This window comes from Oceanicaulis sp. MMSF_3324, from assembly GCF_030733545.1.
Classification (GTDB): Bacteria; Pseudomonadota; Alphaproteobacteria; order Caulobacterales; family Maricaulaceae; genus Oceanicaulis.
Genome location: NZ_JASHIU010000005.1, coordinates 24,516 through 48,176, shown reverse-complemented (window position 1 = coordinate 48,176; position 23,661 = coordinate 24,516). Strand labels below are relative to the sequence as shown.

Below are 23,661 nucleotides of genomic sequence, written 5' to 3'. Positions count from 1 at the left end.
GTGACCTTGCTGTCTCGCATCCTCGTTCTCGCCCTGGCTCCGACCTTGTTGATCGGCGCGGCCTTCGCCCAGTCCAATGGCGGTCAGACGCTGAACTATCGCAATGCCGAGATCGGCGCGGTGATCGACGATATCGCCCTGATGACGGGTTTCACCTTTGTGCTGGACCCTGAGGTGCGCGGGCTGGTGACCATCGTGTCCGAAGCGCCGCTGACCGATGAAGAGGTGTTCCAGGTCTTTCTCTCCACCTTGCGCGTGAACGGCTATACGGCGGTGCAGACCGCGCCGGGCGTGTTCCAGATCGTGCCCCAGGCCGAAGGCGCCCGTGCGGGCGCGCCCATGCAGTCGGCGACGCGCGATGGCGATGTCTTCCTGACGCGCGTCTATCGCCTGAACAATACCTCGGCGCGTTCAGCCGTCCGGGCTGTCACGCCCATGCTCAGCCCGTCGGGCGCGGTGAACCCGGTCGAGTCCGGCAATCTCGTGGTGATCGTCGATTTCGCGTCCAATATTCGCGCCATCGAAGACGCCTTGCGCGAAGCGGATCGGGACACCTCCACGGTCGAGATGCTGACGCTGGAGAACCTGCCGGCCGAAGAAATGGCCTCTGTCATCGCCCGCCTGCGCGATCGCAATCAGGGCGGGGAGGATCAGGCGCCGTCCAATGTCACCGTCGCTGCGGTGCCCGCGTCCAACGCCCTCTTGCTGCGCGGCGAACCGTCCGCGATTGGCGAGATGATCTCGCTGGTGCGCCGCATTGATGCGGTCAGCGCCTCGACCCAGACCTTCCGTGTGGTGGCGCTCAACCATGCCCAGGGCGACGATCTGCTGCCGATCCTGCAGCAATTCGCCGAGGCGATGAGCGGTCCTGAGAGCGCGGGCCGCCCGGTCTCCATCGCCCATCACCCGGCGACCAATTCCATCATCATGAACGCCGATCCCGATGTACTGCGCGAGCTCGAACAGGTGATCGCCCGCCTGGATGTGCGCCGCCCGCAGGTGCAGGTGGAAGCCATCGTGGTGGAAATCTCCGACCAGACCGCGCGTGATCTGGGCGTTCAGTTCCTGCTGGCGGGCGATGGCGATGACACGACGCCGTTCGCCTATACCCGCTATGGCTCCTCGCGCCAGCCGGACCTGCTCGCGCTGACCGGCGCGCTTCTCACCGGCGGGTTGAATTCGGATGGTGAAGCGACCAACAGCACGGATGTGAACCTGCGCAATCTGGCGCTGTCCTCGCTGGTGAACGCCCGCGGCGGCGCGTTCGGTTTCGGCGGCGAGTTCAATGACGGCTCGCTGTTCGGCGTCATCGTCAATGCGCTCGACAGCGACACGGATTCCAATGTCCTGTCCAAGCCCCAGCTGATGGTTCTCGATAACGAGGAAGCCAATCTGATGGTGGGTCAGGAAATCCCGATCACCACCGGGGAATCGCTGGGCTCGAACAATTCCAATCCCTTCCGCCAGATCGAACGCGAAAGCGTCGGCGTGCAGCTCTATGTGCGCCCGCAGATCAATGACGGCGACGCCATCCGCCTTCAGATCCGCCAGGAAGTGTCGTCCGTGGCCGGCCCCGTGAGCGCGGATTTCGTCGAGCTGATCACCAATCAGCGCAAGATCGAGACGACGGTGCTGGCCGATGATGGCGAGATCATCGTGCTGGGCGGTCTGATCGAGACCGATGAGCAGGAAGCGGAAAGCGGCGTGCCGGGGCTCAGCCGCATTCCGGGCGCGGGCCGTCTGTTCCGCAATGACAGCCGTTCGACCACGCGCCGCAATCTGATGGTGTTCATCCGTCCGACCATTGTGCGGGATGCGGCGAGCATGCGCGACGTCACCCGCATGAGCTATGATTACGCCGTGGGCCAGCAGCGCGAGGCCACGGGCGGCAATTCCAGCCTGGAATCCATTGTCGACATGATGATGCGCGGCCAGCAGCCGTTCAGCGGCCCCCTGCCGGGTGATGATGCAGGCCGGGAGTAAGCCTTGAAGCCGCTCAATTACGCCTTTGCGCGCGAACGCGGGGTCGCGCTTCAGACCGGAGAGGCTCCGGTCTTCCTTCTGCGCGAGGATGCGGATGCGCTGGCGCTGGTGGAAGCGCGCCGGGCGGCGGGACAGGCGTGCGAGGTGCGCACACTGGATGCGCGCGCCTTTGATCGCGCCCTGTCGGAGATCTACGCCTTTGACGGGCTGGCGCATTCCATGTCCGACAGCGCCGAGGACGAGGCCGGCGAGAGCCTGTCAGACATCATCAACGACATCCCCAAGACCGCGGATCTTCTCGATAGCGCATCCGACGCGCCGATCATCCGCCTGATCAACGGGCTGATCGCCGAGGCTGTGCGTTCGGGCGCGTCCGATATTCACGTCGAACCGTTCGAGGACCGGGTGTCCGTGCGGCTACGCGTGGATGGCGTTCTGCGTGAAATGGTGTCGTTGAGCGGGCGGCTCGCGCCGCCGCTGACCAGCCGCATCAAGGTGATGGCCCGGCTCGACATCGCTGAAAAGCGCATCCCCCAGGATGGGCGACTGACCCTGACGCTGGCGGGCAAGGGCGTGGATGTGCGGGTCTCAACCCTCCCGTCGCGCTATGGCGAGCGCGTCGTATTGCGTCTACTGGACAAGGAAAGCGCGCGCTTCACGCTGGACCAGCTGGGCATGTCGCCGCGCCAGCTTGAAGACTTCCGCAAGGTGCTGAGCCAGCCCAATGGCGTGGTGCTGGTGACCGGTCCGACGGGCGCGGGCAAGACCACTACGCTCTATGCCGGGCTCAATCTCCTGAACGACCAGACCCGCAATATCCTCACCGTGGAAGACCCGGTGGAGTATGCGGTCGAGGGCGTGGGCCAGACCCAGGTGAACACCAAGGTCGGCATGACCTTCGCGGCGGGGCTGCGCGCCATTCTGCGTCAGGACCCCGATGTGGTCATGGTCGGCGAGATCCGGGATGTGGAGACCGCCGAGATTGCGGTGCAGGCCTCGCTGACTGGCCACCTCGTTCTGTCTACCGTGCACACCAATTCCGCCGCTGCTGCGGTCACCCGTCTTCGGGATATGGGCGTTGAAAGCTATCTGCTGGCGACGACGATCAAGGCGGTGGTGGCCCAACGTCTGGTGCGGCGTCTGTGCCCGTCCTGCAAGGAGGCCTATGAGCCCGATGCGGGCGAGCAGCGCATGCTGGAGCTGGAGCCGGGCGAAACCGCGCTTCTGTACAAACCCAAGGGCTGCGACAGCTGTGGCGGGTCGGGCTATCAGGGCCGCCGCGGCGTCTATGAGCTGTTGGTGGTGGATGACGCCGTCGCCTCGATGATCCACGAGGATGCGCGCGAGAGCGAGATCGCCCGCCATGCCTTCTCGCAGCGCAATACGCTCTGGCGCTCGGGCGTGGAGCTGGCGAAAGCGGGCGAGACATCGCTGGCTGAAGTGATGCGGGTCTGTCGCGAGGATGGCGAGCGCGATGGCGGCGTTTGAGTACGAAGCCCTCGACGCGGCGGGCAAGCGCACCAGGGGTCTTCTGTCCGCCGATAGCGAAGCCGCCGCGCGCAAGGAATTGCGCCGCCGCCGGCTGGCGCCCCTGTCTGTGTCGCGCGCCAGTGAAAAAGGCGCGGGCGCGAATCCGGTCGCTAACCTGTTCAAGCCCAAGGGCCTGTCCGAAGACGACCTGGCGGGCGTCACGCGCCAGCTCGCCACGCTGATCGATGCGGGCATGCCCGTTGAGGAAGCGGTGGGGCTCGTGGGTGGTCAGGCGGACAAGGCCCAGGTCGGGCGCGTGCTGATGGGCGTGCGCGAGAAAGTCACCGAGGGCGAACGCCTGTCAGAGGCCATGGCCGCGTACCCGGACAGCTTTCCCGGCGTCTACCGCGCCATGGTCGCGGCGGGTGAAAGCGCGGGCGGTCTCGGACAGGTGCTCGACCGACTGGCGGATTACCTTGAAAAGGCGGGCGCGCTGAAACGCCGGGTCGGCGCGGCGCTGATCTATCCCAGCGTGCTGGGCGGGGTCGCGCTTCTGGTGGTCTGCGTGCTGCTGGTGGCCATCGTTCCGAAGATCGCCGAGCAGTTTGACACCATGAACATGACCCTGCCGATGATCACGCGGGTAATGATCGGTCTGTCGAACGGGCTTCAGGCCAGCTGGCCGATCCTGCTCGCCGCACTGCTCGGCGCAGGTCTGCTGTATTCGGTGCTGATCCGGCGCGAGCCGGTCAAACGCGCGGTCCAGACCAGTCAGCTCAAGGCGCCGGGTCTGGGCGGGTTCGCGCGCAAGGTCGAGGCGGCGCGCTTTGCACGCACCATGGCGATCCTGATCAATGCGGGCGCGGTGCTGCCCGAAGCCCTGCGCGCCTCGCGGCGGGCGTCCGACAATCTGCCCTTCCAGGCGATGCTGGGCGGGGTGATCGAGCAGGTCGAAACCGGCAAGGGTTTGGCCGATGCGTTGCGTCAGGCGCGCTGGTTCCCGCCGTTGATGGTCTACATGGTGGCCGCAGGCGAACGCTCGGGCCGGCTTGCTGAGATGTTCCAGCGCTCCGCCGAGCATATGGAGGCCGAGGTCGATGGCGCCATCACGGTGGGTCTGAGCCTGCTGGAGCCGGGCATCATCATCGCCATGGCCGTGATCGTGGTCGGGATCGTGCTGTCGATCCTGCTGCCGATCCTGCAATTGAACACTGCTGCGCTGGGATAGCGCGGCCAGCAAGGAGACTGAGACATGCTGCTCAAAAAACATGACGCGCGCCGTCTCGAGGATGAGGAAGCCGGGCTGTCGCTCGTGGAGGTCATGGTGGTCGTGGTGATCATCGGGCTTCTGGCCACCATCATCACGATCAATGTGCTGCCCATGCTGGGCCAGGCCAATTCCTCCACGGCCCAGACCCAGATCAGCCAGCTTGAACAGGCGCTGGAAACCTACCGCCTGCGCATGGGCCGTTATCCCAGCACCGATGAAGGGCTGGACGCACTGGTCACCCCGCCCTCTGACGCCCGACTGGCGACGCGCTTCCCCGAAGGTGGGTTCATCAACAATCTGCCCACCGATCCCTGGGGTAATGACTTCCTCTACCTCTATCCGGGTGAGCATGGCCGGTTCGACGTCTGGACGCTGGGCGCGGATGGCCGCGAAGGCGGCGAGGGCGAAGACGCCGATATTGGCAACTGGAACGCCGAACAGGACTAATGCCTCTTTCGTCCCGATCCTCTCAGGCCGGCGTCTCGCTGATCGAGACGCTGGCGGCGCTGGCGATCATCGCGCTGGTGACGGGCGTGGCCGTGGTCATGCTCCAGCCCGAGGATTCCCCGGCCCAGGTCGAGGGCGAAGCGCTCGTGCGCGTGCTCAATGAAGCGCGGCAGGAGGCTCTGGTCTCCGGACAGCATGTGGGGTTCGGCGCGCGGTTTGATGGCCGCGGTTATCAGTTCTATCGCTTCGAGGAGGGCGCCTGGCGCGTGCGCACGGACCATCCCGCCTTTGACGCCCACCGTTTTGAGGATCGGGACCTGTTCCTGAGCGTGCAGTCAGGCGCCATTGCTCAGCGAAGTGAAACCTCGCTTGAGGACTCAGGTGAGACGCTGAACGGCCCGGAAGTCTGGTTTGATCCCACCGGTTTTGATCAACCGTTCGCCTATGAGCTGCGCGGACCGGAGGCTGTGCGTCAGATTGCGCGTAACGGGGCGGGGCGTTTGACCCTGGTCGATCCGCAGGCGGAGACGCCGTCATGATTGCGCGGCGGCAGGACGGCTTTTCCCTGATCGAGATGCTGGCGGCGCTCGCCATTCTGGCGCTCGCCGGCGTGGCGCTGATGAATGCGCTGAGCACGTCGGCGCGATCCGCAACGCTGGCGCGCGAGATGACGCTGGCGCAGATCGCGGCGCAAAACCTTCTGAGCGAGGAAATCCTGAATGCGGGCGCCGGCGCGATGCGCGATCAGCGCGGCGAGTATGCGCTGGGCGGACAGCGCTTTGACTGGGCTCTGGAGGTGGATGACGCGGGCCAGCCCAACCTTGTCCGCGTGCGGCTGGTGATCTCCGACCCCGATGCCGAGACGGTTCTGTACACGCTGGATACCCTGCGGAGGACGTCATGATGCGGCGTCAAGAGGCCGGGTTCTCATTGGTCGAGGTCATGGCGGCGGTCATGGTCTTCGCCCTGATCAGTTCGATCAGCGTGGGGCTGCTCACCACGGCCCTGCGGTCGAAAGAAACGTCTGAGGCGGTGATGGCCGAGCTCGCCGCCATCCAAAGGGTCCAGGCGCTTCTCACCGAGGATGTGGGCCAGATGGTGTTGCGTCCGGTGCGCGATGAAGATGGCTTGACCGATCAACGGGTGTTCGCGCTGGACGCAAGGGGCGCCGATCCGCTCAACCCGGCGCGCGAGGACGAACCGCGAGAAATCCTGGTGCTGACGCGTACGGGCTGGGCCAATCCCGGCGGCCTGCAGCCGCGCTCGGGGCTTCAGCGCGTCGCCTGGATCTATGACGGCGTCCGCCTGTGGCGGGAGGCGAGCCTGTATCCGGATCTGGCGCAGGGCGCCGCGCCCGTGCGTCAGCTGATTGCCGACAATGTCACCGACTTGCAGATCGAGGCGCTGATGACCGGCGTCTGGAGCGGGGCTGTCGAGGTGCGTCCGGGTCGCAATGGCGAAGCGGCGGGGCAGCCCCCGCGCGCCGTGCGCCTGTCCTATGTCCAGGCGTCTCTGGGAGAGATGGAGCATGTGGCGCTGTCGCCAACCGCAGAGGTGGGACGATGAGCGCGCGGACCTCAGAACGCGGCACGGCGCTGATTGCGGCGCTGCTGCTGGTCGCCCTGATGGCGGCGGTAGCGGTGCAGCTGATGGATGTGACGCGCTTTGCGGCCTTCCGCACTGGCCAGATCGATCAGCGCACACAGGCGGTCTGGATGGCGCGCGGGGCGCGGGACCTGGCCGAGGCGGCGTTCCTGAACGCCGGCGCGCCGGGGCGCTCGGTGATGCGGTCTGACGAGCTGTGGCTGGCGGGGCCGGTCGTGTTTCCGCTTGAGGCGGGTCAGGTGGTGGGCGAGATCCATGACCGCAATAATTGCCTGAACATCAATGCGCTGGTTGAAGCGGACAGTGATGTGGACGATCCGCTGGAGAGCGAGGCGCAGGCCTCTGAAACCCGCTTTCTGCGGCAGGCGTTCGTGCGCCTGTCCTCGGACATCGGCGTGCCGCGCGCGGAGGCCGAGGCCCTGCTGGCGCAAATCACTGACTGGATTGATGCGGATCTGTCGGCTGAACCGGCAGGCGCGGAAGACCGCACCTATGGCGCCTATGACCCGCCTTACCGGGCCGCCAACCAGCCGTTTTCTGAGCTTGAGGAATTGCGCGCCCTGCCGGTGATGACGCCCGCATTGTATGAGGTGTACGCGCCCTATCTGTGCGTTCTGCCCACGCCGGAACAGCCGCCCTTGAACCTTAACACTCTGTCGCTCGACCAGGGCCTTCTATTGTCCGCCCTGCTGGATGACGATCTTGATCTGCGTGACGCGGAGACAGTGCTTTTCCGGCGGCCCCCTGCCGGGTATGAGACGCTGGAAGCGGTGTGGGCGGATCCGTTGATCGCCGCGCTGGAATTGACCGATGCGGAGAAGACGCGGCTTGCCTTGCGCAGCCGATGGTTCGAGATGGAGGTGAGCGTGCGGCTCGCCGAGACCCAGTTTCAGATGACGCAGCTGGTTGAATGGAATGAAGGCGGGGATTTGCGCCGTCGCAGCCAGCGCTTTGGAGCCTTTTGATGACTGACGTGCTGATCCTTCAGCCGCCCGGTTCGGCCAGGAGCGACCAGACGGTGCTGTGGAGCGTGGTCCGGGACGGCTCCGTAGTCGCCGAAGGCGAGATCGCGTCTGGCGCCAGCGTGCAAACGCCGACCGATACTGTCATCGCGCACGCCGTCATGGTGCTGCCGTCCGAAGACGTGTTCATGCGCCGCCTTCCGGTGCCGGGCCAGTCCGAACGCGATGCGCGCCGCGCGGCGCCCTTTCTGATCGAGGACCAGATCGCTCAACCGCTCGAGGATGTGGAGGTGAGCCTGGGACCGGTCGGCGTGGATGGCGCGCGCTGGGTCGCGGCTGTGGACCGTTCGCTGCTCGGACGCTGGCGCACCCTGCTGTCCGGGCTCGATGTGGCTGAGCTTCATACCTTGCCGGACGGGTTGGTGCTCACCGGCCATGGCGGTGATCTGACGGTAATGGGCTACGGCGATCGTGTGGTGTTCCAGACCCGAGCCGGGGATCTGGGCGCGAAGACCGAAACGCCTGACGCCGCGCGTGACCTGGACGCGGCGCTGGCCGATCCGGTGTGTGGCGCGATCGAACCGCATCTGCTGACCCCGGTCCTGGCCGGTCTGGGGCAGCGTGTGCAGCCGCGGCGCGTGCTGATCAGTGCGGAGCTTGATCCCGGCCCGCTGGCGCCGGCGGATACCCCCATTGCGGTCAAACGCATCGAGACGCCGGATCTGCGGATCGCTGCGGCGGCCTTGCCGGTGGATGCCCTGGAGGTCTTGCCGGTAATCCTTGGCGATACGTTTGCAGCCAAGGTCGATTGGTCCGGGATTCTGGCGCCCTGGCGCTGGGCGGCCGGGCTCGGGCTGGCGGCGGTGCTGGGTGCGTCCGCCCTGATGATGGGGCAGGCGGCGTATCTCGAGGACCGGGCGGCGCGTTTTGAAGCCGCGCAGGACGCAGAGTTTCGCGTGCTGTTCCCTGAAGCGCGCATCGTCAATGTCAGCGCCCAGATGCGCCAGGCGCTCAATGGCGTCAGCGGCGGCGGCGTGGGCGGAACGGGCTTTCTGCCCCTGGCCTCGGTCCTGTCGCAGATCGTGGCGGATGTGGAGGGGGTTCGGGTGGACTCCCTGCGCTATGACGCCAGCCGGGGCGAGTTGTCGGTGACGGCGCTCTATTCGGGCTTTGGCGATTTTGAACGGTTGCGCAGCGCCGCTGAAGAGCAGGGCGCCGTGCTGGACGATGGCGGCGCGCGGCAAAGCGCGGCCGGCGTCGCGGGTGAGTTTACGGTGAGGCTGCCATGAGCAAGAGCGCGATCTTCACGCCGATCCGCACCGCCTTTCTGGCGCGCACGCCGCGCGAACAGGCGCTTCTGGCGGGTCTGGCCGTCCTGCTGTCCCTGACGGTGCTCTGGTTCGGCGTGCTGGCGCCGGCCCTGAACTGGCGCTCCGAGGCGGTCCAGCGCTATGCCAGTGCGGCCGAAGGCTATGAAACGATCCTGGTTCAGGCCGCCCGGTATCGCGCCCTGTCGGAAGGTGCGGTCAATGTCGCAGACCAGGAGCCCTTGCGGACGCTGGCGGACCGGACCGCGCGAGAGCGGGGCTTGTCGATCAGCCGGGTCCAACCGCTGGAGGACGGGCGTCTGGGCGTCTGGCTGGAGCAGGCGGATGCAGATGCCATGATGGGCTGGCTGAACACCTTGTCGCGTGAGCATGGCGTCAGCGCCGTTCGTGTCAGTGTGGACCGGGAAAGCGATGCGCGGGTTCGCGCCCAGCTGACCCTGTCGCGCGCCGGAGGGGCGAGCTGATGCGTCTACTTCTGGGTCTGGGTTTCGGCGCGGCGCTTGTATCAGGGCTGATCATCACGGCCCCGGCGCGACTGGTTTATGACGCGCTGGCGCCGGCCGGGATCGAAGCGGGCCGGGTTCAGGGCAGCGTGTGGCGGGGCGAAGCCCTGCGCGTGCAGGCTGGGACGCATGTGATGACGCATGTGGAGACGGCGCTTGAGCCGCTCTCCGTGCTCTCGGCCCGACCGGCGCTGGCGATGACCGTTACGGACCCGGATGTTCAACTCAGCGCACGCGTTCAGAGCGTCGGCGATGAAATCCGGATCGAAGGGGCGGAGGGGATTGTTTCGGTCTCCCTGCTGCCGATGCTGCAAGGCTTGCCGCTGCCCTCAGGCAGCATCGCGCGGCTGGATGATGTTACGGTTCGCCTTGACCGGCAGGGGCGCTGCCTCAGCGCCGAGGGCGCGGTCATGAGCCCGGCCCTCGCGGATGCCGGCGCGCGTTATGATGTGGATCTGCCGATCCTGGATATGACACTGTATTGCGCGGGAGAGGATCTGGCGCTGAATGTGTCGGGGCAGAGCCCGGCTCTGGCGCTGGAAGGCATGATTGCGCTTGAGGCGGCGACGCCGCGCTATCGGATTGTCGCCACTCCACGTGACCCGGAGGGCGGTCGCATCCTGTCCGTTCTGGGCTTCCGGGCGGATGGCGCGCAATGGATCGCTGACAGCGAGATGAGGGAAGGGCGATGAGCTTGCGTTGGTTACTGGTTTCAGCCTGCGCCCTGGGCGTCAGCGCCTGTGCGACAAGCACGCCCGAGCGCACCCGGCTTATCGAGCAGGCGCGCAATGTGTCCGAACGCGTCGACAGCCTGCCGCCGCAGAGCCTGCCCGATGGGCAGTGCGGCATCTTCCTGTTCGGACGGGGCGAAACTCATCCGTTTGTCCTGTTCGAGAATGATCGCGCCGGTCGCGTCCTGATCCTGCATCAGGGCGCCATCCATGAGCTGGGCGTGACGCCGCAGCCAGGGGCCTTTGTGCAGGGCGAAAGCTTTCGCCGCGTCTATCTCGACCAGCCCGCCAATCTGGTGTTCACCCTGACCGGGGATGTGGGCGAGGAGACGGGCTCGGGCCCGCGTCTTGAGAATGTGCTGTTGCGCACCCGCGCGATTGACGGGGCAGAGACCGTCAGGCCCCTGGGCGGGGTATATTCGTGCCGAGACGGGGCGAACCGCGTCGCGCCGGGACGGTTCTAGAAGCCGGCGGGGCCGGACAGGCCTGTCCGCTGCAGCACCCAGACCAGACCGATCCCGAAGGCGAGGAAGGGGCCGAAGGCGATCATGCTGTCGCCGGTGACATCCTTGCGGAAGACGTATTTCAGCGTCAGGGCGAAGATCAGGGCCGCCAGGCTGGAAAACAGCAAGATCGCAGGCAGGGCCAGCGCGCCGCACCAGGTGCCGCCGGCCGCAAACAGCTTGGCGTCGCCGCGCCCGAGACCAGGCCGTCCGCGCGCGCGTTCATAGCTCTTCTCGATCAGGACGAGGGCGGAATAGCCCACAATGCCGCCCAGGGCGTGCAGCCAGACGATGCCGCCCAGCAGCGCCGCCGCCACCACGCCGCCCGCGATCAAGGGCAGCGTGATCCGATCGGGCAGGATGAAGCGTCGCGCATCAATCACCGACAGGGTGGTCAGCGCGCCTAACAGCGCAAGGGTCAGGAGGGGGCTGAGGACGGCGGCCATACCGCCCTTATCCCCTTCCTGTTCGTTTTCGCCAAGTCGGCGGGACAGATCAGCCCTGATCTGCAGCGGGCAGAACCGCAAAGGTCCGGGCGATGGCGTCCAGATAGACGGGGGTCTGGTTTGCCCGGTAGGCGCTCAACAACGCTTCGGTCAGCTTGATGACATGATCATCGCCATGCTGGACGGCGCGATGGGCGGGATGAGTGGGCGGCAGCGCCCTGATCGGCTCGGGGCTTTGACGGGCCAGCGGAGAGAAGGCGGCCACAAGGGCGGCGCCATGCTCGAATGCGCGGAACAGCAGTCTGCGGCCAACCGCGTCGGGCACATGATGGGACAAGGTTCTGGCCGCCGCCGTCGCCGTCACCGCATGGGTGAAGACGATCATTGTGTAGGGTGTGCGCGCATGCGCCAGGAAGACACGCGTCATCTCTTCCATCAGGGCGTCAAACCGGGCGTCGAGCTCCCCGGACAGGTCCACAAGGCTGGTCACTTCGGCGAAATCGTCGGCATGGACGAGCTGAGCGTAACCGGCCGTGATCGCGCCTTCTCCGGGCGCTTGTGCCTCGGGCAGCGGCGTGATCCAGCTCAGCGTTGCATGGAAATCCAGCACGCCCTGGTTCGGCGCCGCTTCGACGGGCAGGGGCGTGTAACGATCCGCCCAGGCGGCAAGCGCATTCGCCAGCGCGCGAAGCCTTGTCGGCGTGATGTCGGAATGAAGGGCGCGCGCCATGTGCGCGGTCTGAAGCACGGCGTGACAGGCCGAGGTGGAAAAGCCGTCGGCCAGCCGATGGGTCCACAGGCTCAGCACTTCGCGCCAGGGCCGGGTCTCAAGCTCGGCCCTGAAGAAGGCCCGCCAGTCCGCGTCCCGGGTTTTCACGCCTATCCAGGACGACCAGTCGTCCGGATCGAGATCCCCCATCCGCCTTTCTGCCGGGGTGAAGCGCGCCTCGGCCTGATCAAGCCAGGCCTGGGCCTCATCGCCCTGACCCATGGCGCACAGGGCTTCAACCACCATGGGGGCGTGATTGTAGAACCCGTTGGTCTGGACGACCGAGACCTCCTCAAGGCGCTGCAAGGCGGCGTCGAGGCCGGAATAGTCTCCCCGCACTTTCAGAACGCTGCCGGCGGCCTGGGACAGGGCGCGTTCAGCATGCCAGTTGCGGGGGCTCGACAGGGCGAAATCAAGGGCGGCGGTCATGGGCAGGCTCCAACGATCTAGGTCTGATATTGGCAAGCCTACTTTCTCAAGCTAACTTGAGATCAAGGAAATTAAATCGAGAAGTATCAATGTAATGGCGATGAGGACGAAACTTCTGAAGATTGGAGAGCTGTCCGCGCGCACCGGCGTGCCGGTATCCGCGATCCGCTATTACGCGGATGCAGGACTGATCCACGCCTATCGTACGAATGCCGGCCAGCGCCGGTTCGCCCGCGCGGATATCCGGCGGGTCTCTTTCATCCTGATCGCCCAGCAATTGGGGCTCAGCCTTGAAGAGATCGGCGCGATCCTGCAGCGCCTGCCCGACGGGCGAACACCGACAAAGGCGGACTGGTCGCGTATTTCAGGCGGCATCCGCGCCCGGGTGGATGCGCGCATTTCAGAGCTCGAGCGGATCCGCTCACGCCTGGAGGGCTGCATTGGCTGCGGCTGTCTGTCCCTGGAAACCTGTCAGCTTTACAATCCGCAGGACCGGTTGGGCGCCCAGGGGCCGGGGCCGCGCCGTTTGCTGGGCGACTGATCCGGCCCTGTCCGCCTGTCTTCAGAGCGGATAATCGCGCTCCGGCTCCACGCCCGCCGTCTGAAGGAAGCTGCGCAGCTGGCGCACTTCATCCTTGGGCAGAGAATGGCCGGCATGATGGAAATTGGCCGTGTGCCCGTTCAGGCTCACCGCGAATTTCGCGCCCGAGCGCTCGCTGATCTCGGCGCCCAGATCGGTCAGCACATGCTCGACATCGGTGGGTGACAGATTGGCCGGTTCGGGATGAGCGAACAGGGCGTGCAGGGTTTTTCTGTGTTTGTGGTTCATCGCGGTCTCCTCCCTCAATGGGTCTGCAGGACCAGAATGTCAGGCGGTGATGGCAGGGGGAATGCGACCCTGTGTCCAGTAGAGCGGTTGGAGTAAGTCGCTGTCGGTGCGTGTGGTTTCCGAGATGTTCACGCTAAAGTCGCATGCCGCCTTGAGAGAGTCTGTCTTTTCGTTAACAATTGCGGAAAGTGGAAACTGAGCTGTGGGTCTTCGATGCATCAGCCTCTGAGCGGTTTAAGGATTCTCACCATCGAGCAAAACGGTGCGGGGCCCTATGGCACGCAATTGCTCGCTTCGCTTGGCGCTGACGTCATCAAGATCGAAAATCCCTCCGCAGGCGGCGATAGCAGCCGCAGCGCCGGCCCCTATTTCCTGGGCGAGTATGACAGTGAGTTCTATCAGACCTTCAATCGGGGCAAGCGCTCGATGGCGCTGGACCTCAAGGATCGCGGCGATCGCCGGATTTTCGAGCGTCTGCTGTCCACGGCGGATGCCTGCGCCAACAATCTGCGGGGCGATCTGCCCGCCGCGCTGAAGGTGGATTTCGCACATCTGGGCCAGATCAAGCCTGATATTGTCTGCGCTCACCTGTCCGCCTATGGCCGTGAGGGGGAGCGGGCGCACTGGCCGGGCTATGATCATCTGATGCAGGCGGAAGCGGGCCTGATGGCGATGACGGGCGAGCCTGACGCGCCGCCCACCCGCTTCGGCATGTCGATGGTCGACTATATGGGCGGGACCATGATGGCGCTAGGCCTTGTCTCGGCCGTTCTGGGCGCTCGCCGTTCCGGGCGCGGCTGTGATGTGGACGTGTCCTTGTATGACGTGGCCCTGCATCAGCTCTCCTATCCGGCCACCTGGTATCTCAACGAGGGCAAATGCGCTGAGCGCCATGAACGCTCGGCGCACCCGTCTGTCGCGCCCAGTCAGATGTTCCGAACAGCGGATGGCTGGCTATTCGTGATGTGTCAGGCGCCCAAATTCTGGGGCGCCTTCTGCCGCGCGCTCGGACGTGAGGACCTCTTGGCCAATCCGGCCTATGCCGACATGGCGGCCCGCAAGGCGAACCGGGAAAGGCTGCAGGAAGAACTCGACGCCTTCCTGTCCCAACGCACGACGGCGGAGTGGATGAAACGGCTGGGCGGGGTCACGCCGGTCGCGCCGGTCAATTCCATGTCGGGCGCGCTGGGCGCGCCTCAGGCCCGGGCGATGATCGAAACCGTGTCCCATCCCGACAAGCCCGGAGGGCTGAAAATGGTCCGCGATCCGGTCCGCATAAACGGGGCGTATGCGCCCAGCTGCCGGGCGCCCAAGCTGGGTGAGGACACGCGCGACATTCTCGATGACATGCTGTGCGACACGCCCGAAGACCGGGCTGCGGAATGATCAGTCCGCTTCGCGCTGCATGGTCATTTCATAGGTGAACCGGTCCGCGGGATGCACCGTGTCGGACAGGGCGATGATGCGCCCGCCCTTGTCGTAATAGCGCCGCATGGTTCGCAGCACGGCGGAGCCGGGCTCGGCATCCAGCACATCTGCTTCGCTATCGGTCAAAAGGCCGCCCGCAATGGTCTGTTCGATCCGCGCGGTCGGCGCGCCGCGCTCGGTGGCCATCCACTCGGTCACCCCGCCATTGAGCTCGACGAACACATCCACGGGCGGCGCGAGGTCCGAGCGGATATACATGTCGGTCAGGGCCACGGGCGCGCGATCGGGTTGGCCGCGCAGGCCATGCACGTGCAGGTAATCCCCGCCCGGTGCGACGCCGAAAGCGCGCGCGACAGCCGGGTCCAGCGGCCCCACATGCTGGCGCAGGGGTTTGAGTCGCGCCGTGCGGGTGTACTGCATCAGGTCGTCCACCCCGCCCAGGCGCTGGGCGAAGCCGGCGCGGGCTTCGGAAGCGACTACGACCGTGCCGGCGCCGCGGCGGCGGGCGATCAGTCCGGCTTCCGCGAGCATGCGCAGCGCTTCGCGCACGGTGTGACGGGAGACGCTGTACTGCTCGGTCAGGGCATGCTCGGTCGGCAGCAATTCGCCCACGGCCGGATTGCCCGCCGCTATGCCGGCGCGCAGGGTTTCCGCCAGCGTCATGTAGCGCGGTGCGCTGGAAACCGGTTGTTCGCCTGAAATGTCGGACACAGGATCCTCCCGCCTTGAAAAGACGCGGCTAACATAGTCCTTGCGACACGGAATGCGAGATGCGCCTGCATGGTGCAGAGCAACACGGGCTCTCAGGGCTTGGGAAAGTTCGGTCGGCGCTTCTCGAGAAAGGCCCGGTAGCCTTCCTGGAAATGTTCGCCGGAAAAGGCGTTCAGGAACAGCTGGCGGGTCGCTTCATCATCCTCGTCCTGCCCCGCCTCGATCAGCGCGATCATCTGTTTGGTGACGGACGCAGTATGGCTGGAGGTCTGGGTGATGTGATGAACGTACTCCTCCACCGCCTGGGACAAGACGCCCTGGGGCATCAACCGGTTGATCAGGCCGATCTGGAGCGCGGTCTCGGCATCGATCAGGCGCGCGGTGAACACCAGATCCTTCGCCGCTGACGCGCCCACCGTGCTCACCAGGCGACGCATGTCGTTGAACGGATAGACCAGGCCCAGCTTGGCGGGGGTGACGCCAAAGCGCGCGCCCTGGGCGGCGAAGCGCAGATCGCACGCCAGCGCCAGCGCGCAGCCGCCGCCCACGCACGCGCCTTCAATGCTGGCGAGCGTGGGCTTGGGAAAGCGGGCCAGGCCGTCCAGCGCCTCACCGATGGCGCGCGAATAGGCCTGCGCGCGTTCTTCTGTGGCGTAGACATCCTCGAACTCGGAAATGTCCGCGCCCGCCGCAAAAGCGCCGCCCTTGCCCCGGACAATCAGGACCTGGATGTCGCGATCGGCCTCGGCTTCGGCCAGCAAGTCGGGGATTTCGCGCCACATCGCTTCGGTGAGCGCATTGTGCTTGGCGGGCCGGTTGAGCACCAGCGACGCGGTGGCGCCGTGACGTGAGATATAAATCTGTTCTGCGTGCATCAAACTGCCCCGAAACTGTAGACTGCCCGAAGCGTTGTTTGCGCCTGAATATGGTGAATCGTCAAGAAATTAGGGGTGAGGCGGATTGTCCCCGGATCAAAAAAATTATCCGTATCCTGTCAAAAAACTTGACGCTCGCCTTAAAAGGTGACACTTTTATAACGGTGAGCAACACAGGAGGTCCACATGTCTCATCTTGTTGGTGTGGGTCTGATTGCCGCCTGGTTGGCTTTCGCTCTTCTGGCGCCGCGTCTGGCGTCTGCAGAAGTGACCAGCCTACTGGCCCTGGTCGGCATGGCGCTGACTCTGGCCGTACTTTTCGCCACCGGTCGGCTGACACGGCCTGACCCGCTGGCGTTGAACCTGACGGCACGGCGTCCGTACTGGGAAACGCGCTAACGCGCTCTTCCACGGCGACAGACCCGATAAAAAAACCCCGGCGCCTTGGCGCCGGGGTTTTTTGTTCTACGCCTGCGGAGACGATCAGGCGAAGGCTTGCAGCCCGGTCATGGCGCGGCCCAGGATCAGGGCGTGCACGTCATGGGTGCCTTCATAGGTGTTCACGGTCTCAAGATTAATGGCGTGGCGCAGGATGTGGTATTCCTCGGCGATGCCATTGCCGCCATGGATGTCGCGCGCCTCTCGTGCGATGGCCAGGGCCTTGCCGCAATTGTTGCGCTTCATCATCGAGATGGCCTCGGGCACCCAGGCGCCCTGATCGAGCATGCGGCCGAGCGCCAGCGCGCCCTGATAGCCGAGCGCAATCTCGGTCTGCATGTCGGCGAGCTTCTTCTGCACCAGCTGGGTGCCTGCGATCGGCTTGCCGAACACTACGCGATCCATCGCATACTCGCGGGCGGCGTGCAGGCAGAATTCCGCCGCGCCCATGGCCCCCCAGGCGATGCCGTAACGCGCCTTGTTCAGGCAGGAGAACGGACCGCGCAGACCTTTGACATGCGGCAGCAGGTTCTCTTCGGGCACGAAGGCGTCATTGAGCGAGATGGAGCCGGTGATCGAGGCGCGCAGCGACAGCTTGCCTTCGATCTTGGGGCAGTCAAAGCCCTCGGTTCCCTTGTCGACGATGAAGCCGCGGATCTCGCCGTCGAGCTTGGCCCAGACCACCGCAAGGTCCGAGATCGGCGAGTTGGTGATCCACATCTTCGCGCCATTGAGCACATAACCGCCATCGACCTTCTTGGCGGTGGTGCGCATGGCGCCCGGATCCGAACCGCCATCGGGTTCGGTCAGGCCGAAACAGCCCACATATTCGCCGGTGGCGAGCTTGGGCAGGTATTTCTTCTTCTGCTCCTCGGTGCCGAAGGCCTCGATCGGATACATGACGAGGGAGGACTGCACGCTCATCGCCGAGCGATAACCGGAATCGATGGCTTCGACCTCGCGGGCGATCAGGCCATAGGCCACATGGGACAGGCCCGCGCCGCCGTATTCCTCGGCCACCGTTGCGCCGAGAAGGCCCATCTCGCCCATCTCGGTCATGATGTTGCGGTCGAAGCTTTCCTCGCGATAGGCGCCGACCACGCGCGGCAGCAGCTTTTCGCGGCAATAGCTGCGCGCGCTGTCGGCGATCATGCGCTCCTCTTCGCTCAGCATTTGCTGAAGGTGAAGCGGATCTTCCCAGGAGAAGCTGAGGCCGGTCTCTTTCGCCGCCATGCGTGCATATCCTTCTTCGTCTCTAAAGCCCTATATGGCCCGATGCCGGCGTGAAGACCAGCGGCGGGCGGGCAATGCGTCGTCTCTGGACGTGGTGGTAGCGGACCGAGCGCGCTGCGGGCAAGCGAGGGCGGACGATTGAGCTGATGTTTTCCGCCTGACACAGGCGTGATGACGCGTCGCGGTCCGTCATCTGGACCTTTGGGCCGGAAGGGCGCAGTTTCCCGCTGAAGAGATGACACACGCCGGAGCGCCGCCATGAACCGTCCTTATCTGCCCGAAGACATCGCAATCGCCGATCTTGAAACGCCCTACGCGTCCGCACCGGACGCCAAAGGCGCGTTGGGCAATGCGGAGTACGCGGCCCGGAACGGCAAACGGGTGCTGGCCGTGTTCGGCGCGGACTGGTGCCCCGATGCCCGACGCTTCGCCAGCGTGCTGGCCGCGCCGCAGCTGCAGGACTTTCTCTCCGAGCGCTACGAGATCGTGCTGATTGATGTGGGGCGGTATGACAAGAATCTCGACCTGGCGGCGGGGTATGGGCTGCAGACGGTGGAGGGCGCGCCCGCCATCATCATCGCCGATGCGGATGGCCGGGTGATCAATCCCGGCGGCGCCTATGACTGGCGCACCGCCCGGACGCGGCGCCCCCAGGAATTTGCGGATTTCCTCGCCGTCTACGCCGAGGTTCCGGCGCCGTGACCCGTCAGGTCGTCCTTGTCGGGGCGGGACATGCCCATATGGAGGCGCTGCGGCAGTCGCAGCGTTTCGCCAATGCCGGGCTGTCGCTGATCCTGATTGATCCGGGCGCTTTCTGGTATTCGGGCGCAGCGACGGGCGTGCTCTCGGGCGCCCTGGCGCCGGATGCGGCGCGACTGAACCCGGCCGAGATGGCAGGGCCCTTCCTGCATGTGCGCCAGCGGGTGCGCACGGTGGAGCCGAAGACGAAAACGCTCCGCCTCGAGGACGGGCTGGAGTTGTCCTATGATGTGCTGTCGCTCAATACCGGCAGCCATATCTCCGAAACACCCCTTCTGAAGGCGGGCGCCATCCCGGCAAAACCGGTCAGTGCGCTGGCTGCACTGCGCGCCACCGTGGAGACCGCAGGCGGTCGTTTGCGCCTGGCGGTGGCCGGCGCGGGCGCCACCGGGCTCGAGATCGCCCTGTCGCTGGCCAGTCTGCAGCGCCGGTTAGGCGCGCAGCCGCAAATGATCCTGGCCGGAACGACGCTGTTGCCGGGCTGGCCGGACAAGGCGCGCGATCTGGCCCGGGACGCCATGGCCCGCTGCGGCGTTGAATACGTGCCCCAACGCGTCGAGGACCTGTCGATGGGGCTGATCCATTTCGGTCAGCGCAAGATTGCGCCGGTCGACATTCTGGTCGCCGCAACCGGCTTGAGCGCCAACCTGCCCGAGGGGCTCGATGCGGGCGAAGAGGGTTTGCCGGTCAATGAGGACCTGTCCTGGACCGGGGATGGGACGGTGTTCGCGGTGGGCGATTGCGCCCGCATGCTCGATCACCCCCGGCCCAAGCTGGGCGTGTTCGGAGTGCGCGCCGCGCCCATCCTGATCCAGAACCTGATCAATGCAGCGGGCGGACGCACGGCGCGACGCCGCTATACCCCGCAATCGCGCTGGCTTTCGATCCTGGATGTGGGTGACGGCACCGGTCTCGCCCGCTATGGGGAGCTGGCCTATCAGGGCAAACCGGCCCTGACGCTGAAGCGCTGGCTCGATGGCCGCTTCCTGCAACGCTACAGGGTGGAGAACTGATGGAATTTCCCTACGCCGAGATTCACGCCTTTCCCGATGGCGCCAAGCCGCACACCGGCAATCCGGCGGGCGTCATGATGCTGCATCGCGACCTGCCGGACGCGGACCTGCTGGGCGTTGCGCAATCGAACAATCTGTCAGAGACCGCCTATCTCAAACCCATGGGCGAGAAGGACCAATGGTCCCTGCGTTGGTTCACGCCAGGGCTGGAAGTGGAGTTGTGCGGGCACGCCACGCTGGCATCCGCCGCCTGGCTGTTTGAGACCGGGCGCGTGATCGGACCCGAAGCGCGTTTTCACACCCTGTCGGGCCTTCTCAAGGTCTCTCGGCTGGAAGATGGGCGCTATCAGATGGATTTCCCGGTGATCGGCTACGAGCCGGGCAAGGCCGATGCGGCGGTGGTCGAGGCGATGGGCGGGGGCGCGCCCGAAGCGGTTTACGAAATCGAGCGCGTGCACGGCAATCGCTATCAGATGCTGGTGTTCGCCGATGAAGCCACGGTCGTGGGGCTGGATCCGGACATCAAGGCGCTGGAGGCGACCCGGACCAATATCATCGCCACCGCTCCGGGCCGCGCGTCCGATTTCGTCTCGCGCTTCTTTGGCCCGGCCAGCGGCGTGGACGAGGACCCGGTCACCGGCTCGGCCCATTGCACCCTGGCGCCCTACTGGTTCCAGAAGCTGGAGAAAACCGCGCTCAAGGCGCGACAGGTCGGCCCGCGTTCCGGCGCGCTGGAAGTGCGCGCCGGATCCACGGGCCGGGTCCTGCTGGTCGGATCCGCCTTGCGCTATCTGGAAGGCGTGATCCGGCTCTAGCCTGGCCTAGTGACGGCCATAACCGTAATGGTCGCGTCTGTGTCCCCGGCCATGCCCGCGGCCGTGGCGGTCATGCCACCGGCGACCGTGGACGACCTGGACCGGAACAGCGCCCCAGCGGGTCTCGACGTAATATCCACCCGTGCGGCGATCGAGATAGGCGCGGTCCGGACGCAGGCGCTCGCCAGTGCGGCCCGCGCGCAGTTCACGGCGGCTCGGGATGTAATCCCAGGCGCGGTCAGGGCAGTCGATCACCCGCCGGTCACGACGGTCTTCGCGACGGTCTCGCCAGCCGGTATTGCGACGACGGTCGCGGCGGTCTTCCCGCAGGTCCGGGCAGGCGCGGGCATAGACGACGAAATGACCTTCTGGGCCATTCCAGCGATGTCCACGATGATGGGGCTCATAGCCGCGGCGATAGCCCTGGCTCTGGGGCGTCGCGGTTGACGCGCTGACCGATATGGTCAGATCGCTCGCCTGAGCGTTGGCGGGCAGGGCGGTTGCGGCCAGTCCGGCGAAGGCGGCGGCTGCAGCCAGTTTTGCGAAGACATGCATTCTCTCTCTCCTTCATCCTTGGCCTTCTGGCCTGATGAGGACGAGAGTGACGCATCGCATCTGAACACATGCTGGGTTAGGCTTTCATGTTCTATTCAACCAGATGAACGATATTGAACGGGATCGGCGCAAGGGGCATGCGCCGAAAAGTGATTGGGGATTAGATGTTTAAATCCATATTGGCCGCTGCGAGCGCGCTTGTGATGCTGTCTGGCGCTGCGAGCGCCCAGGAATTGAGCTGGCCCAACGGCGCGGATGAAGGCTTCACCAGCCGCGATTATCAGAACCTGCTGCACCAGGTGACCAAGCCCGGCGCGCGTCCGGCCACGGGCGCAGGGGCCGTTGCGGGCGATGACAGCTGCCGCTACGCCAATGACAATGAATGTGACGAGCCGGGGCTGGGCACGGGAGCGTGTCTGGCGGGCACGGATCATTCTGACTGCTGGCGTCTGATGGCCGGGGTCGAGGACGATTCATGCCAATGGGCCAATGATGGCGAGTGTGACGAACCCGGTTTCGGGACAGGCGCATGCACCCAGGCGACCGACCGCACCGATTGCGGCGCGCTCATCGAGCTGCGCTTTCGCAATGACCGGTGCGACACCGCGTTCAACGGCGTCTGCGAAGAGCCGGGCGTGGGCAACGGCGCCTGTGAAGATCGCACCGATCGCGCCGATTGCGTGGGGCGGGAACGTCCCATGACCATCCAGGACCATTATTTCGGTCATGATGACCGGGTGCTCATGGATACCGGCGTCTTCCCGTGGTCGGTCGTGGGCTATATCGAGTTTGACGCGGGCGGCACCTGCACCGCCACCTTGATCGACGAGGCCGTCCTGGTGACGGCGGCGCACTGTGTTTCCGAGAATGATCGCATCGATGCGTCTGGCGTGTTCCATACGGGCGACAATCTGCCCGGCGGGCCGCGCACTGCGCGCGTGGTGGATTATCTGATGGACCCGGAGTGGGATGAAGCGGCGTTCAGCGCCGGCGATGATCGCGACGGCACCGACTGGGCCATGTTGCGCATCGATCAGCCGCTGGGCGCGGAGCTGGGCCATGTAGGCTACGAGGCGCTGGTTGATCTTGAGGGCGCGCAGGCCGCATTGCGTGCGCCCATCCGTCAGGCGGGTTATTCCTGGGATACCGGAAGCAATCTGTCAGGCAATCTCGATTGCCGGATCGTGGAAGTCTTCGGCGACAACACCATGGCCCACAATTGCGACACCACGCGCGGAGATTCCGGATCACCGTTCATGATCGAACGTAATGGCGAATGGCGTGTGGTGGCCACCGACTCCAATTTCCGGTCCAACCCGGACGGCCCGTTCATCTATATCGCGGCGCGTTCGGACCGCTGGGCGCCCATGGTGGCGGACTTTGCGGCCGGCCGGATCGGCAATGGCGGCTTGCGTCCGCAGGGGCCGGGCAAGCCGGGTAAACCCGAGCCGGTCAAGAAGTAGAGCCTGGCGTCTAGAATTCCCGGACCAGGGCGAGGTCGGTGCGGCTGTCACCGGCCTCAAAGCCCGGTTCGGGATCGAACTCATAGCGATAGCGGTACCGCACTTCCAGGGACCACAGATCGCCCAGATCAGTGTTCAGCTTGAACAGCTGATCCGCGCGAGCGCTGTTGGAGGCCAGCAGGCGGGTTTCGGCTTCCAGCCGCATGGTCTCGCTCAACTGCACTTCCACATCGGACAAGAGGTCGAATGCGCCCTCGTAATAGACTCCGTTTCCGACCTCGCTGATATAGCGCACCCCTGGGGCGGCCCGGATGGTCCATTCCGCCTTGTCGCGCTGCAGGGCGCGATAGCCCGCTCCGATGCCCATGAAGCCGGTCCAGTCAAAGCCTGAAACCTGGTCGCGCTCCCATTCGGTATTGGTGAACAGGGTCCAGCGCTCGCCCGCTTCGCGCTCGCCGCGCGCCTTCAGGATCAGCTCGTCCCGACCCACATTGTCATCCACTTCGGAATAGGAATAGATCACACTGGTTTCAAAGCCCCAGCCGACAAGCTCGCGTTCCGCATCCAGACCCAGCGTGTAATCGAGCCGATCCGTGTCGCCACTGTCCGCACGCACACCGAGCCGGACCTTGCCGGCCCAAAGATCGGATTCCGCCTGGGTCAATAGCAGAACGGCGGAGGTTGGCGCGGCGATCCAGAACGGCTCGACCGAAGAGGTCAACGCGTTCTCTTCGGCAGCGTCTTGAAGCTCGGCGTCCACCGCCACCATGGCTGGCGGCGGGACAGGCGTTACGGGCGCCACGGGCAGGCCCAGCGCCCGGCGCGCCAGTATGGCGTGACGATCAGACAGGCGGCCCGCTCCGGCGGCGATGCGCTCGGCCGATTGAGTCAGGGCCAACAGATTGACGGCGCTCACGAAAACCGCCTCGTCGTTTTCCGCTGCCGCCGCCGCAAGCAACTCCTGGAAAGGCGGTTCAAGGCCTTCCGCCGGTGAGGCGGTGAGGGACAGGGCGGCGAAGGCGGTCAGGATCATGCGTCAGGCTCCGGGCAAGTGGCGGACAACAAGCATATTGGACCCGGGTAGACAAACCCTTGA

The 23,661-nt window shown here is 65.5% G+C and carries 27 protein-coding genes; 19 read left to right on the top strand and 8 right to left on the bottom strand.

Going from position 1 to position 23,661, the window contains the following annotated elements; genetic code table 11:
* From gspD to RBA95_RS06735, 12 genes are read left to right on the top strand one after another with little or no spacing between them, the layout of a single operon-like run.
* Positions 1–1,983: a type II secretion system secretin GspD gene (gene gspD / locus RBA95_RS06790; protein ID WP_306016094.1), complete on the top strand. Its 1,983-nt coding sequence runs from the start codon at positions 1–3 to the stop codon at positions 1,981–1,983.
* Positions 1,984–1,986: 3 nt separating this feature from the next.
* A complete protein-coding gene (gene gspE / locus RBA95_RS06785) occupies positions 1,987–3,471 on the top strand; it encodes a type II secretion system ATPase GspE (protein ID WP_306016093.1) in 1,485 nt (494 codons plus the stop codon).
* The gene (gene gspF, locus RBA95_RS06780; RefSeq protein WP_306016092.1) at positions 3,458–4,681 is read left to right on the top strand and encodes a type II secretion system inner membrane protein GspF; all 1,224 of its coding nucleotides are present in this window, start codon (positions 3,458–3,460) and stop codon (positions 4,679–4,681) included. The genes gspE and gspF overlap by 14 nt, the downstream gene beginning before the upstream one ends.
* Before the next feature lie 24 nt (positions 4,682–4,705).
* Positions 4,706–5,170 (top strand): type II secretion system major pseudopilin GspG, encoded by a 465-nt coding sequence (gene gspG, locus RBA95_RS06775; RefSeq protein ID WP_306016091.1) that lies wholly within the window; start codon positions 4,706–4,708, stop codon positions 5,168–5,170.
* Positions 5,170–5,709 (top strand): GspH/FimT family pseudopilin, encoded by a 540-nt coding sequence (locus tag RBA95_RS06770; RefSeq protein WP_306016090.1) that lies wholly within the window; start codon positions 5,170–5,172, stop codon positions 5,707–5,709. The genes gspG and RBA95_RS06770 overlap by 1 nt, the downstream gene beginning before the upstream one ends.
* Positions 5,706–6,074: a type II secretion system minor pseudopilin GspI gene (gspI, locus tag RBA95_RS06765; RefSeq protein ID WP_306016089.1), complete on the top strand. Its 369-nt coding sequence runs from the start codon at positions 5,706–5,708 to the stop codon at positions 6,072–6,074. Before RBA95_RS06770 ends, gspI begins: the two co-directional genes overlap by 4 nt.
* Positions 6,071–6,736 (top strand): type II secretion system minor pseudopilin GspJ, encoded by a 666-nt coding sequence (gene gspJ, locus RBA95_RS06760; protein WP_306016088.1) that lies wholly within the window; start codon positions 6,071–6,073, stop codon positions 6,734–6,736. Before gspI ends, gspJ begins: the two co-directional genes overlap by 4 nt.
* Positions 6,733–7,740, top strand: a complete 1,008-nt coding sequence (gene gspK / locus RBA95_RS06755; RefSeq protein WP_306016087.1) for a type II secretion system minor pseudopilin GspK — start codon at positions 6,733–6,735, stop codon at positions 7,738–7,740. The genes gspJ and gspK overlap by 4 nt, the downstream gene beginning before the upstream one ends.
* A complete protein-coding gene (gspL, locus tag RBA95_RS06750; protein WP_306016086.1) occupies positions 7,740–9,026 on the top strand; it encodes a type II secretion system protein GspL in 1,287 nt (428 codons plus the stop codon). The genes gspK and gspL overlap by 1 nt, the downstream gene beginning before the upstream one ends.
* The gene (gspM, locus tag RBA95_RS06745; RefSeq protein ID WP_306016085.1) at positions 9,023–9,529 is read left to right on the top strand and encodes a type II secretion system protein GspM; all 507 of its coding nucleotides are present in this window, start codon (positions 9,023–9,025) and stop codon (positions 9,527–9,529) included. Before gspL ends, gspM begins: the two co-directional genes overlap by 4 nt.
* Entirely contained in the window at positions 9,529–10,260 is a 732-nt protein-coding gene (gene gspN / locus RBA95_RS06740) for a type II secretion system protein N (RefSeq protein ID WP_306016084.1), read from the top strand. Before gspM ends, gspN begins: the two co-directional genes overlap by 1 nt.
* The gene (locus tag RBA95_RS06735; RefSeq protein ID WP_306016083.1) at positions 10,257–10,763 is read left to right on the top strand and encodes a hypothetical protein; all 507 of its coding nucleotides are present in this window, start codon (positions 10,257–10,259) and stop codon (positions 10,761–10,763) included. Before gspN ends, RBA95_RS06735 begins: the two co-directional genes overlap by 4 nt.
* On the opposite strand, the gene RBA95_RS06730 is transcribed toward RBA95_RS06735, so the two are convergent.
* On the bottom strand, positions 10,760–11,248 hold the full coding sequence (locus RBA95_RS06730; protein WP_306016082.1) for an A24 family peptidase: 489 nt from the start codon (positions 11,246–11,248) through the stop codon (positions 10,760–10,762). The genes RBA95_RS06735 and RBA95_RS06730 overlap by 4 nt on opposite strands.
* Before the next feature lie 49 nt (positions 11,249–11,297).
* On the bottom strand, positions 11,298–12,446 hold the full coding sequence (locus RBA95_RS06725) for a questin oxidase family protein (RefSeq protein ID WP_306016081.1): 1,149 nt from the start codon (positions 12,444–12,446) through the stop codon (positions 11,298–11,300).
* A 94-nt stretch (positions 12,447–12,540) separates the two neighbouring features.
* Here RBA95_RS06725 and soxR point away from each other — a divergent pair, with 94 nt between their 5' ends.
* On the top strand, positions 12,541–12,987 hold the full coding sequence (gene soxR, locus RBA95_RS06720) for a redox-sensitive transcriptional activator SoxR (protein WP_306016080.1): 447 nt from the start codon (positions 12,541–12,543) through the stop codon (positions 12,985–12,987).
* A 21-nt stretch (positions 12,988–13,008) separates the two neighbouring features.
* On the opposite strand, the gene RBA95_RS06715 is transcribed toward soxR, so the two are convergent.
* Positions 13,009–13,275 carry a hypothetical protein gene (locus RBA95_RS06715; RefSeq protein ID WP_306016079.1) on the bottom strand — a complete coding sequence of 89 codons (267 nt, stop codon included), beginning with the start codon at positions 13,273–13,275 and terminating at the stop codon, positions 13,009–13,011.
* A 213-nt stretch (positions 13,276–13,488) separates the two neighbouring features.
* On the opposite strand from RBA95_RS06715, the gene RBA95_RS06710 reads away from it, so the two are divergent.
* Positions 13,489–14,661 carry a CaiB/BaiF CoA-transferase family protein gene (locus RBA95_RS06710; RefSeq protein ID WP_306016078.1) on the top strand — a complete coding sequence of 391 codons (1,173 nt, stop codon included), beginning with the start codon at positions 13,489–13,491 and terminating at the stop codon, positions 14,659–14,661.
* Here RBA95_RS06710 and RBA95_RS06705 read toward each other — a convergent pair whose 3' ends face one another.
* Both RBA95_RS06705 and RBA95_RS06700 read right to left on the bottom strand, forming a co-directional pair.
* The gene (locus tag RBA95_RS06705; protein ID WP_306016077.1) at positions 14,662–15,414 is read right to left on the bottom strand and encodes a GntR family transcriptional regulator; all 753 of its coding nucleotides are present in this window, start codon (positions 15,412–15,414) and stop codon (positions 14,662–14,664) included.
* A 92-nt stretch (positions 15,415–15,506) separates the two neighbouring features.
* Positions 15,507–16,289, bottom strand: a complete 783-nt coding sequence (locus RBA95_RS06700) for an enoyl-CoA hydratase/isomerase family protein (protein ID WP_306016076.1) — start codon at positions 16,287–16,289, stop codon at positions 15,507–15,509.
* Between the two features lie 186 nt (positions 16,290–16,475).
* Here RBA95_RS06700 and RBA95_RS06695 point away from each other — a divergent pair, with 186 nt between their 5' ends.
* Complete coding sequence (locus RBA95_RS06695; RefSeq protein WP_306016075.1) at positions 16,476–16,688, top strand: hypothetical protein; 213 nt, start codon at positions 16,476–16,478, stop codon at positions 16,686–16,688.
* Between the two features lie 84 nt (positions 16,689–16,772).
* Here RBA95_RS06695 and RBA95_RS06690 read toward each other — a convergent pair whose 3' ends face one another.
* Positions 16,773–17,960: an acyl-CoA dehydrogenase gene (locus tag RBA95_RS06690; protein WP_306016074.1), complete on the bottom strand. Its 1,188-nt coding sequence runs from the start codon at positions 17,958–17,960 to the stop codon at positions 16,773–16,775.
* 258 nt (positions 17,961–18,218) lie between these two features.
* Between RBA95_RS06690 and RBA95_RS06685 the strand changes: the two genes are divergently transcribed.
* From RBA95_RS06685 to RBA95_RS06675, 3 genes are read left to right on the top strand one after another with little or no spacing between them, the layout of a single operon-like run.
* Entirely contained in the window at positions 18,219–18,662 is a 444-nt protein-coding gene (locus RBA95_RS06685; RefSeq protein ID WP_306016073.1) for a thioredoxin family protein, read from the top strand.
* Positions 18,659–19,732, top strand: coding sequence for an NAD(P)/FAD-dependent oxidoreductase (locus RBA95_RS06680; protein ID WP_306016072.1), 1,074 nt, complete (start codon positions 18,659–18,661; stop codon positions 19,730–19,732). The genes RBA95_RS06685 and RBA95_RS06680 overlap by 4 nt, the downstream gene beginning before the upstream one ends.
* Entirely contained in the window at positions 19,732–20,547 is an 816-nt protein-coding gene (locus tag RBA95_RS06675; RefSeq protein WP_306016071.1) for a PhzF family phenazine biosynthesis protein, read from the top strand. Before RBA95_RS06680 ends, RBA95_RS06675 begins: the two co-directional genes overlap by 1 nt.
* 6 nt (positions 20,548–20,553) lie before the next feature.
* Here RBA95_RS06675 and RBA95_RS06670 read toward each other — a convergent pair whose 3' ends face one another.
* Complete coding sequence (locus RBA95_RS06670) at positions 20,554–21,102, bottom strand: hypothetical protein (RefSeq protein ID WP_306016070.1); 549 nt, start codon at positions 21,100–21,102, stop codon at positions 20,554–20,556.
* Positions 21,103–21,266: 164 nt separating this feature from the next.
* Here RBA95_RS06670 and RBA95_RS06665 point away from each other — a divergent pair, with 164 nt between their 5' ends.
* Complete coding sequence (locus tag RBA95_RS06665; RefSeq protein ID WP_306016069.1) at positions 21,267–22,565, top strand: serine protease; 1,299 nt, start codon at positions 21,267–21,269, stop codon at positions 22,563–22,565.
* Positions 22,566–22,575: 10 nt separating this feature from the next.
* Here RBA95_RS06665 and RBA95_RS06660 read toward each other — a convergent pair whose 3' ends face one another.
* The gene (locus RBA95_RS06660) at positions 22,576–23,598 is read right to left on the bottom strand and encodes a DUF481 domain-containing protein (protein WP_306016068.1); all 1,023 of its coding nucleotides are present in this window, start codon (positions 23,596–23,598) and stop codon (positions 22,576–22,578) included.
* Positions 23,599–23,661: the final 63 nt, after the last annotated feature.

Coding starts and splice junctions, on each gene's coding strand:
- gspF (WP_306016092.1), top strand. CDS start 3,458: ATGGCGGCGTTTGAGTACGAAGCCCTCGACGCGGCGGGCAAGCGCACC.
- gspG (WP_306016091.1), top strand. CDS start 4,706: ATGCTGCTCAAAAAACATGACGCGCGCCGTCTCGAGGATGAGGAAGCC.
- RBA95_RS06770 (WP_306016090.1), top strand. CDS start 5,170: ATGCCTCTTTCGTCCCGATCCTCTCAGGCCGGCGTCTCGCTGATCGAG.
- gspI (WP_306016089.1), top strand. CDS start 5,706: ATGATTGCGCGGCGGCAGGACGGCTTTTCCCTGATCGAGATGCTGGCG.
- gspJ (WP_306016088.1), top strand. CDS start 6,071: ATGATGCGGCGTCAAGAGGCCGGGTTCTCATTGGTCGAGGTCATGGCG.
- gspK (WP_306016087.1), top strand. CDS start 6,733: ATGAGCGCGCGGACCTCAGAACGCGGCACGGCGCTGATTGCGGCGCTG.
- gspL (WP_306016086.1), top strand. CDS start 7,740: ATGACTGACGTGCTGATCCTTCAGCCGCCCGGTTCGGCCAGGAGCGAC.
- gspM (WP_306016085.1), top strand. CDS start 9,023: ATGAGCAAGAGCGCGATCTTCACGCCGATCCGCACCGCCTTTCTGGCG.
- gspN (WP_306016084.1), top strand. CDS start 9,529: ATGCGTCTACTTCTGGGTCTGGGTTTCGGCGCGGCGCTTGTATCAGGG.
- RBA95_RS06735 (WP_306016083.1), top strand. CDS start 10,257: ATGAGCTTGCGTTGGTTACTGGTTTCAGCCTGCGCCCTGGGCGTCAGC.
- RBA95_RS06730 (WP_306016082.1), bottom strand. CDS start 11,248: ATGGCCGCCGTCCTCAGCCCCCTCCTGACCCTTGCGCTGTTAGGCGCG.
- RBA95_RS06725 (WP_306016081.1), bottom strand. CDS start 12,446: ATGACCGCCGCCCTTGATTTCGCCCTGTCGAGCCCCCGCAACTGGCAT.
- soxR (WP_306016080.1), top strand. CDS start 12,541: ATGGCGATGAGGACGAAACTTCTGAAGATTGGAGAGCTGTCCGCGCGC.
- RBA95_RS06715 (WP_306016079.1), bottom strand. CDS start 13,275: ATGAACCACAAACACAGAAAAACCCTGCACGCCCTGTTCGCTCATCCC.
- RBA95_RS06710 (WP_306016078.1), top strand. CDS start 13,489: ATGCATCAGCCTCTGAGCGGTTTAAGGATTCTCACCATCGAGCAAAAC.
- RBA95_RS06700 (WP_306016076.1), bottom strand. CDS start 16,289: ATGCACGCAGAACAGATTTATATCTCACGTCACGGCGCCACCGCGTCG.
- RBA95_RS06695 (WP_306016075.1), top strand. CDS start 16,476: ATGTCTCATCTTGTTGGTGTGGGTCTGATTGCCGCCTGGTTGGCTTTC.
- RBA95_RS06690 (WP_306016074.1), bottom strand. CDS start 17,960: ATGGCGGCGAAAGAGACCGGCCTCAGCTTCTCCTGGGAAGATCCGCTT.
- RBA95_RS06685 (WP_306016073.1), top strand. CDS start 18,219: ATGAACCGTCCTTATCTGCCCGAAGACATCGCAATCGCCGATCTTGAA.
- RBA95_RS06675 (WP_306016071.1), top strand. CDS start 19,732: ATGGAATTTCCCTACGCCGAGATTCACGCCTTTCCCGATGGCGCCAAG.
- RBA95_RS06670 (WP_306016070.1), bottom strand. CDS start 21,102: ATGCATGTCTTCGCAAAACTGGCTGCAGCCGCCGCCTTCGCCGGACTG.
- RBA95_RS06665 (WP_306016069.1), top strand. CDS start 21,267: ATGTTTAAATCCATATTGGCCGCTGCGAGCGCGCTTGTGATGCTGTCT.
- RBA95_RS06660 (WP_306016068.1), bottom strand. CDS start 23,598: ATGATCCTGACCGCCTTCGCCGCCCTGTCCCTCACCGCCTCACCGGCG.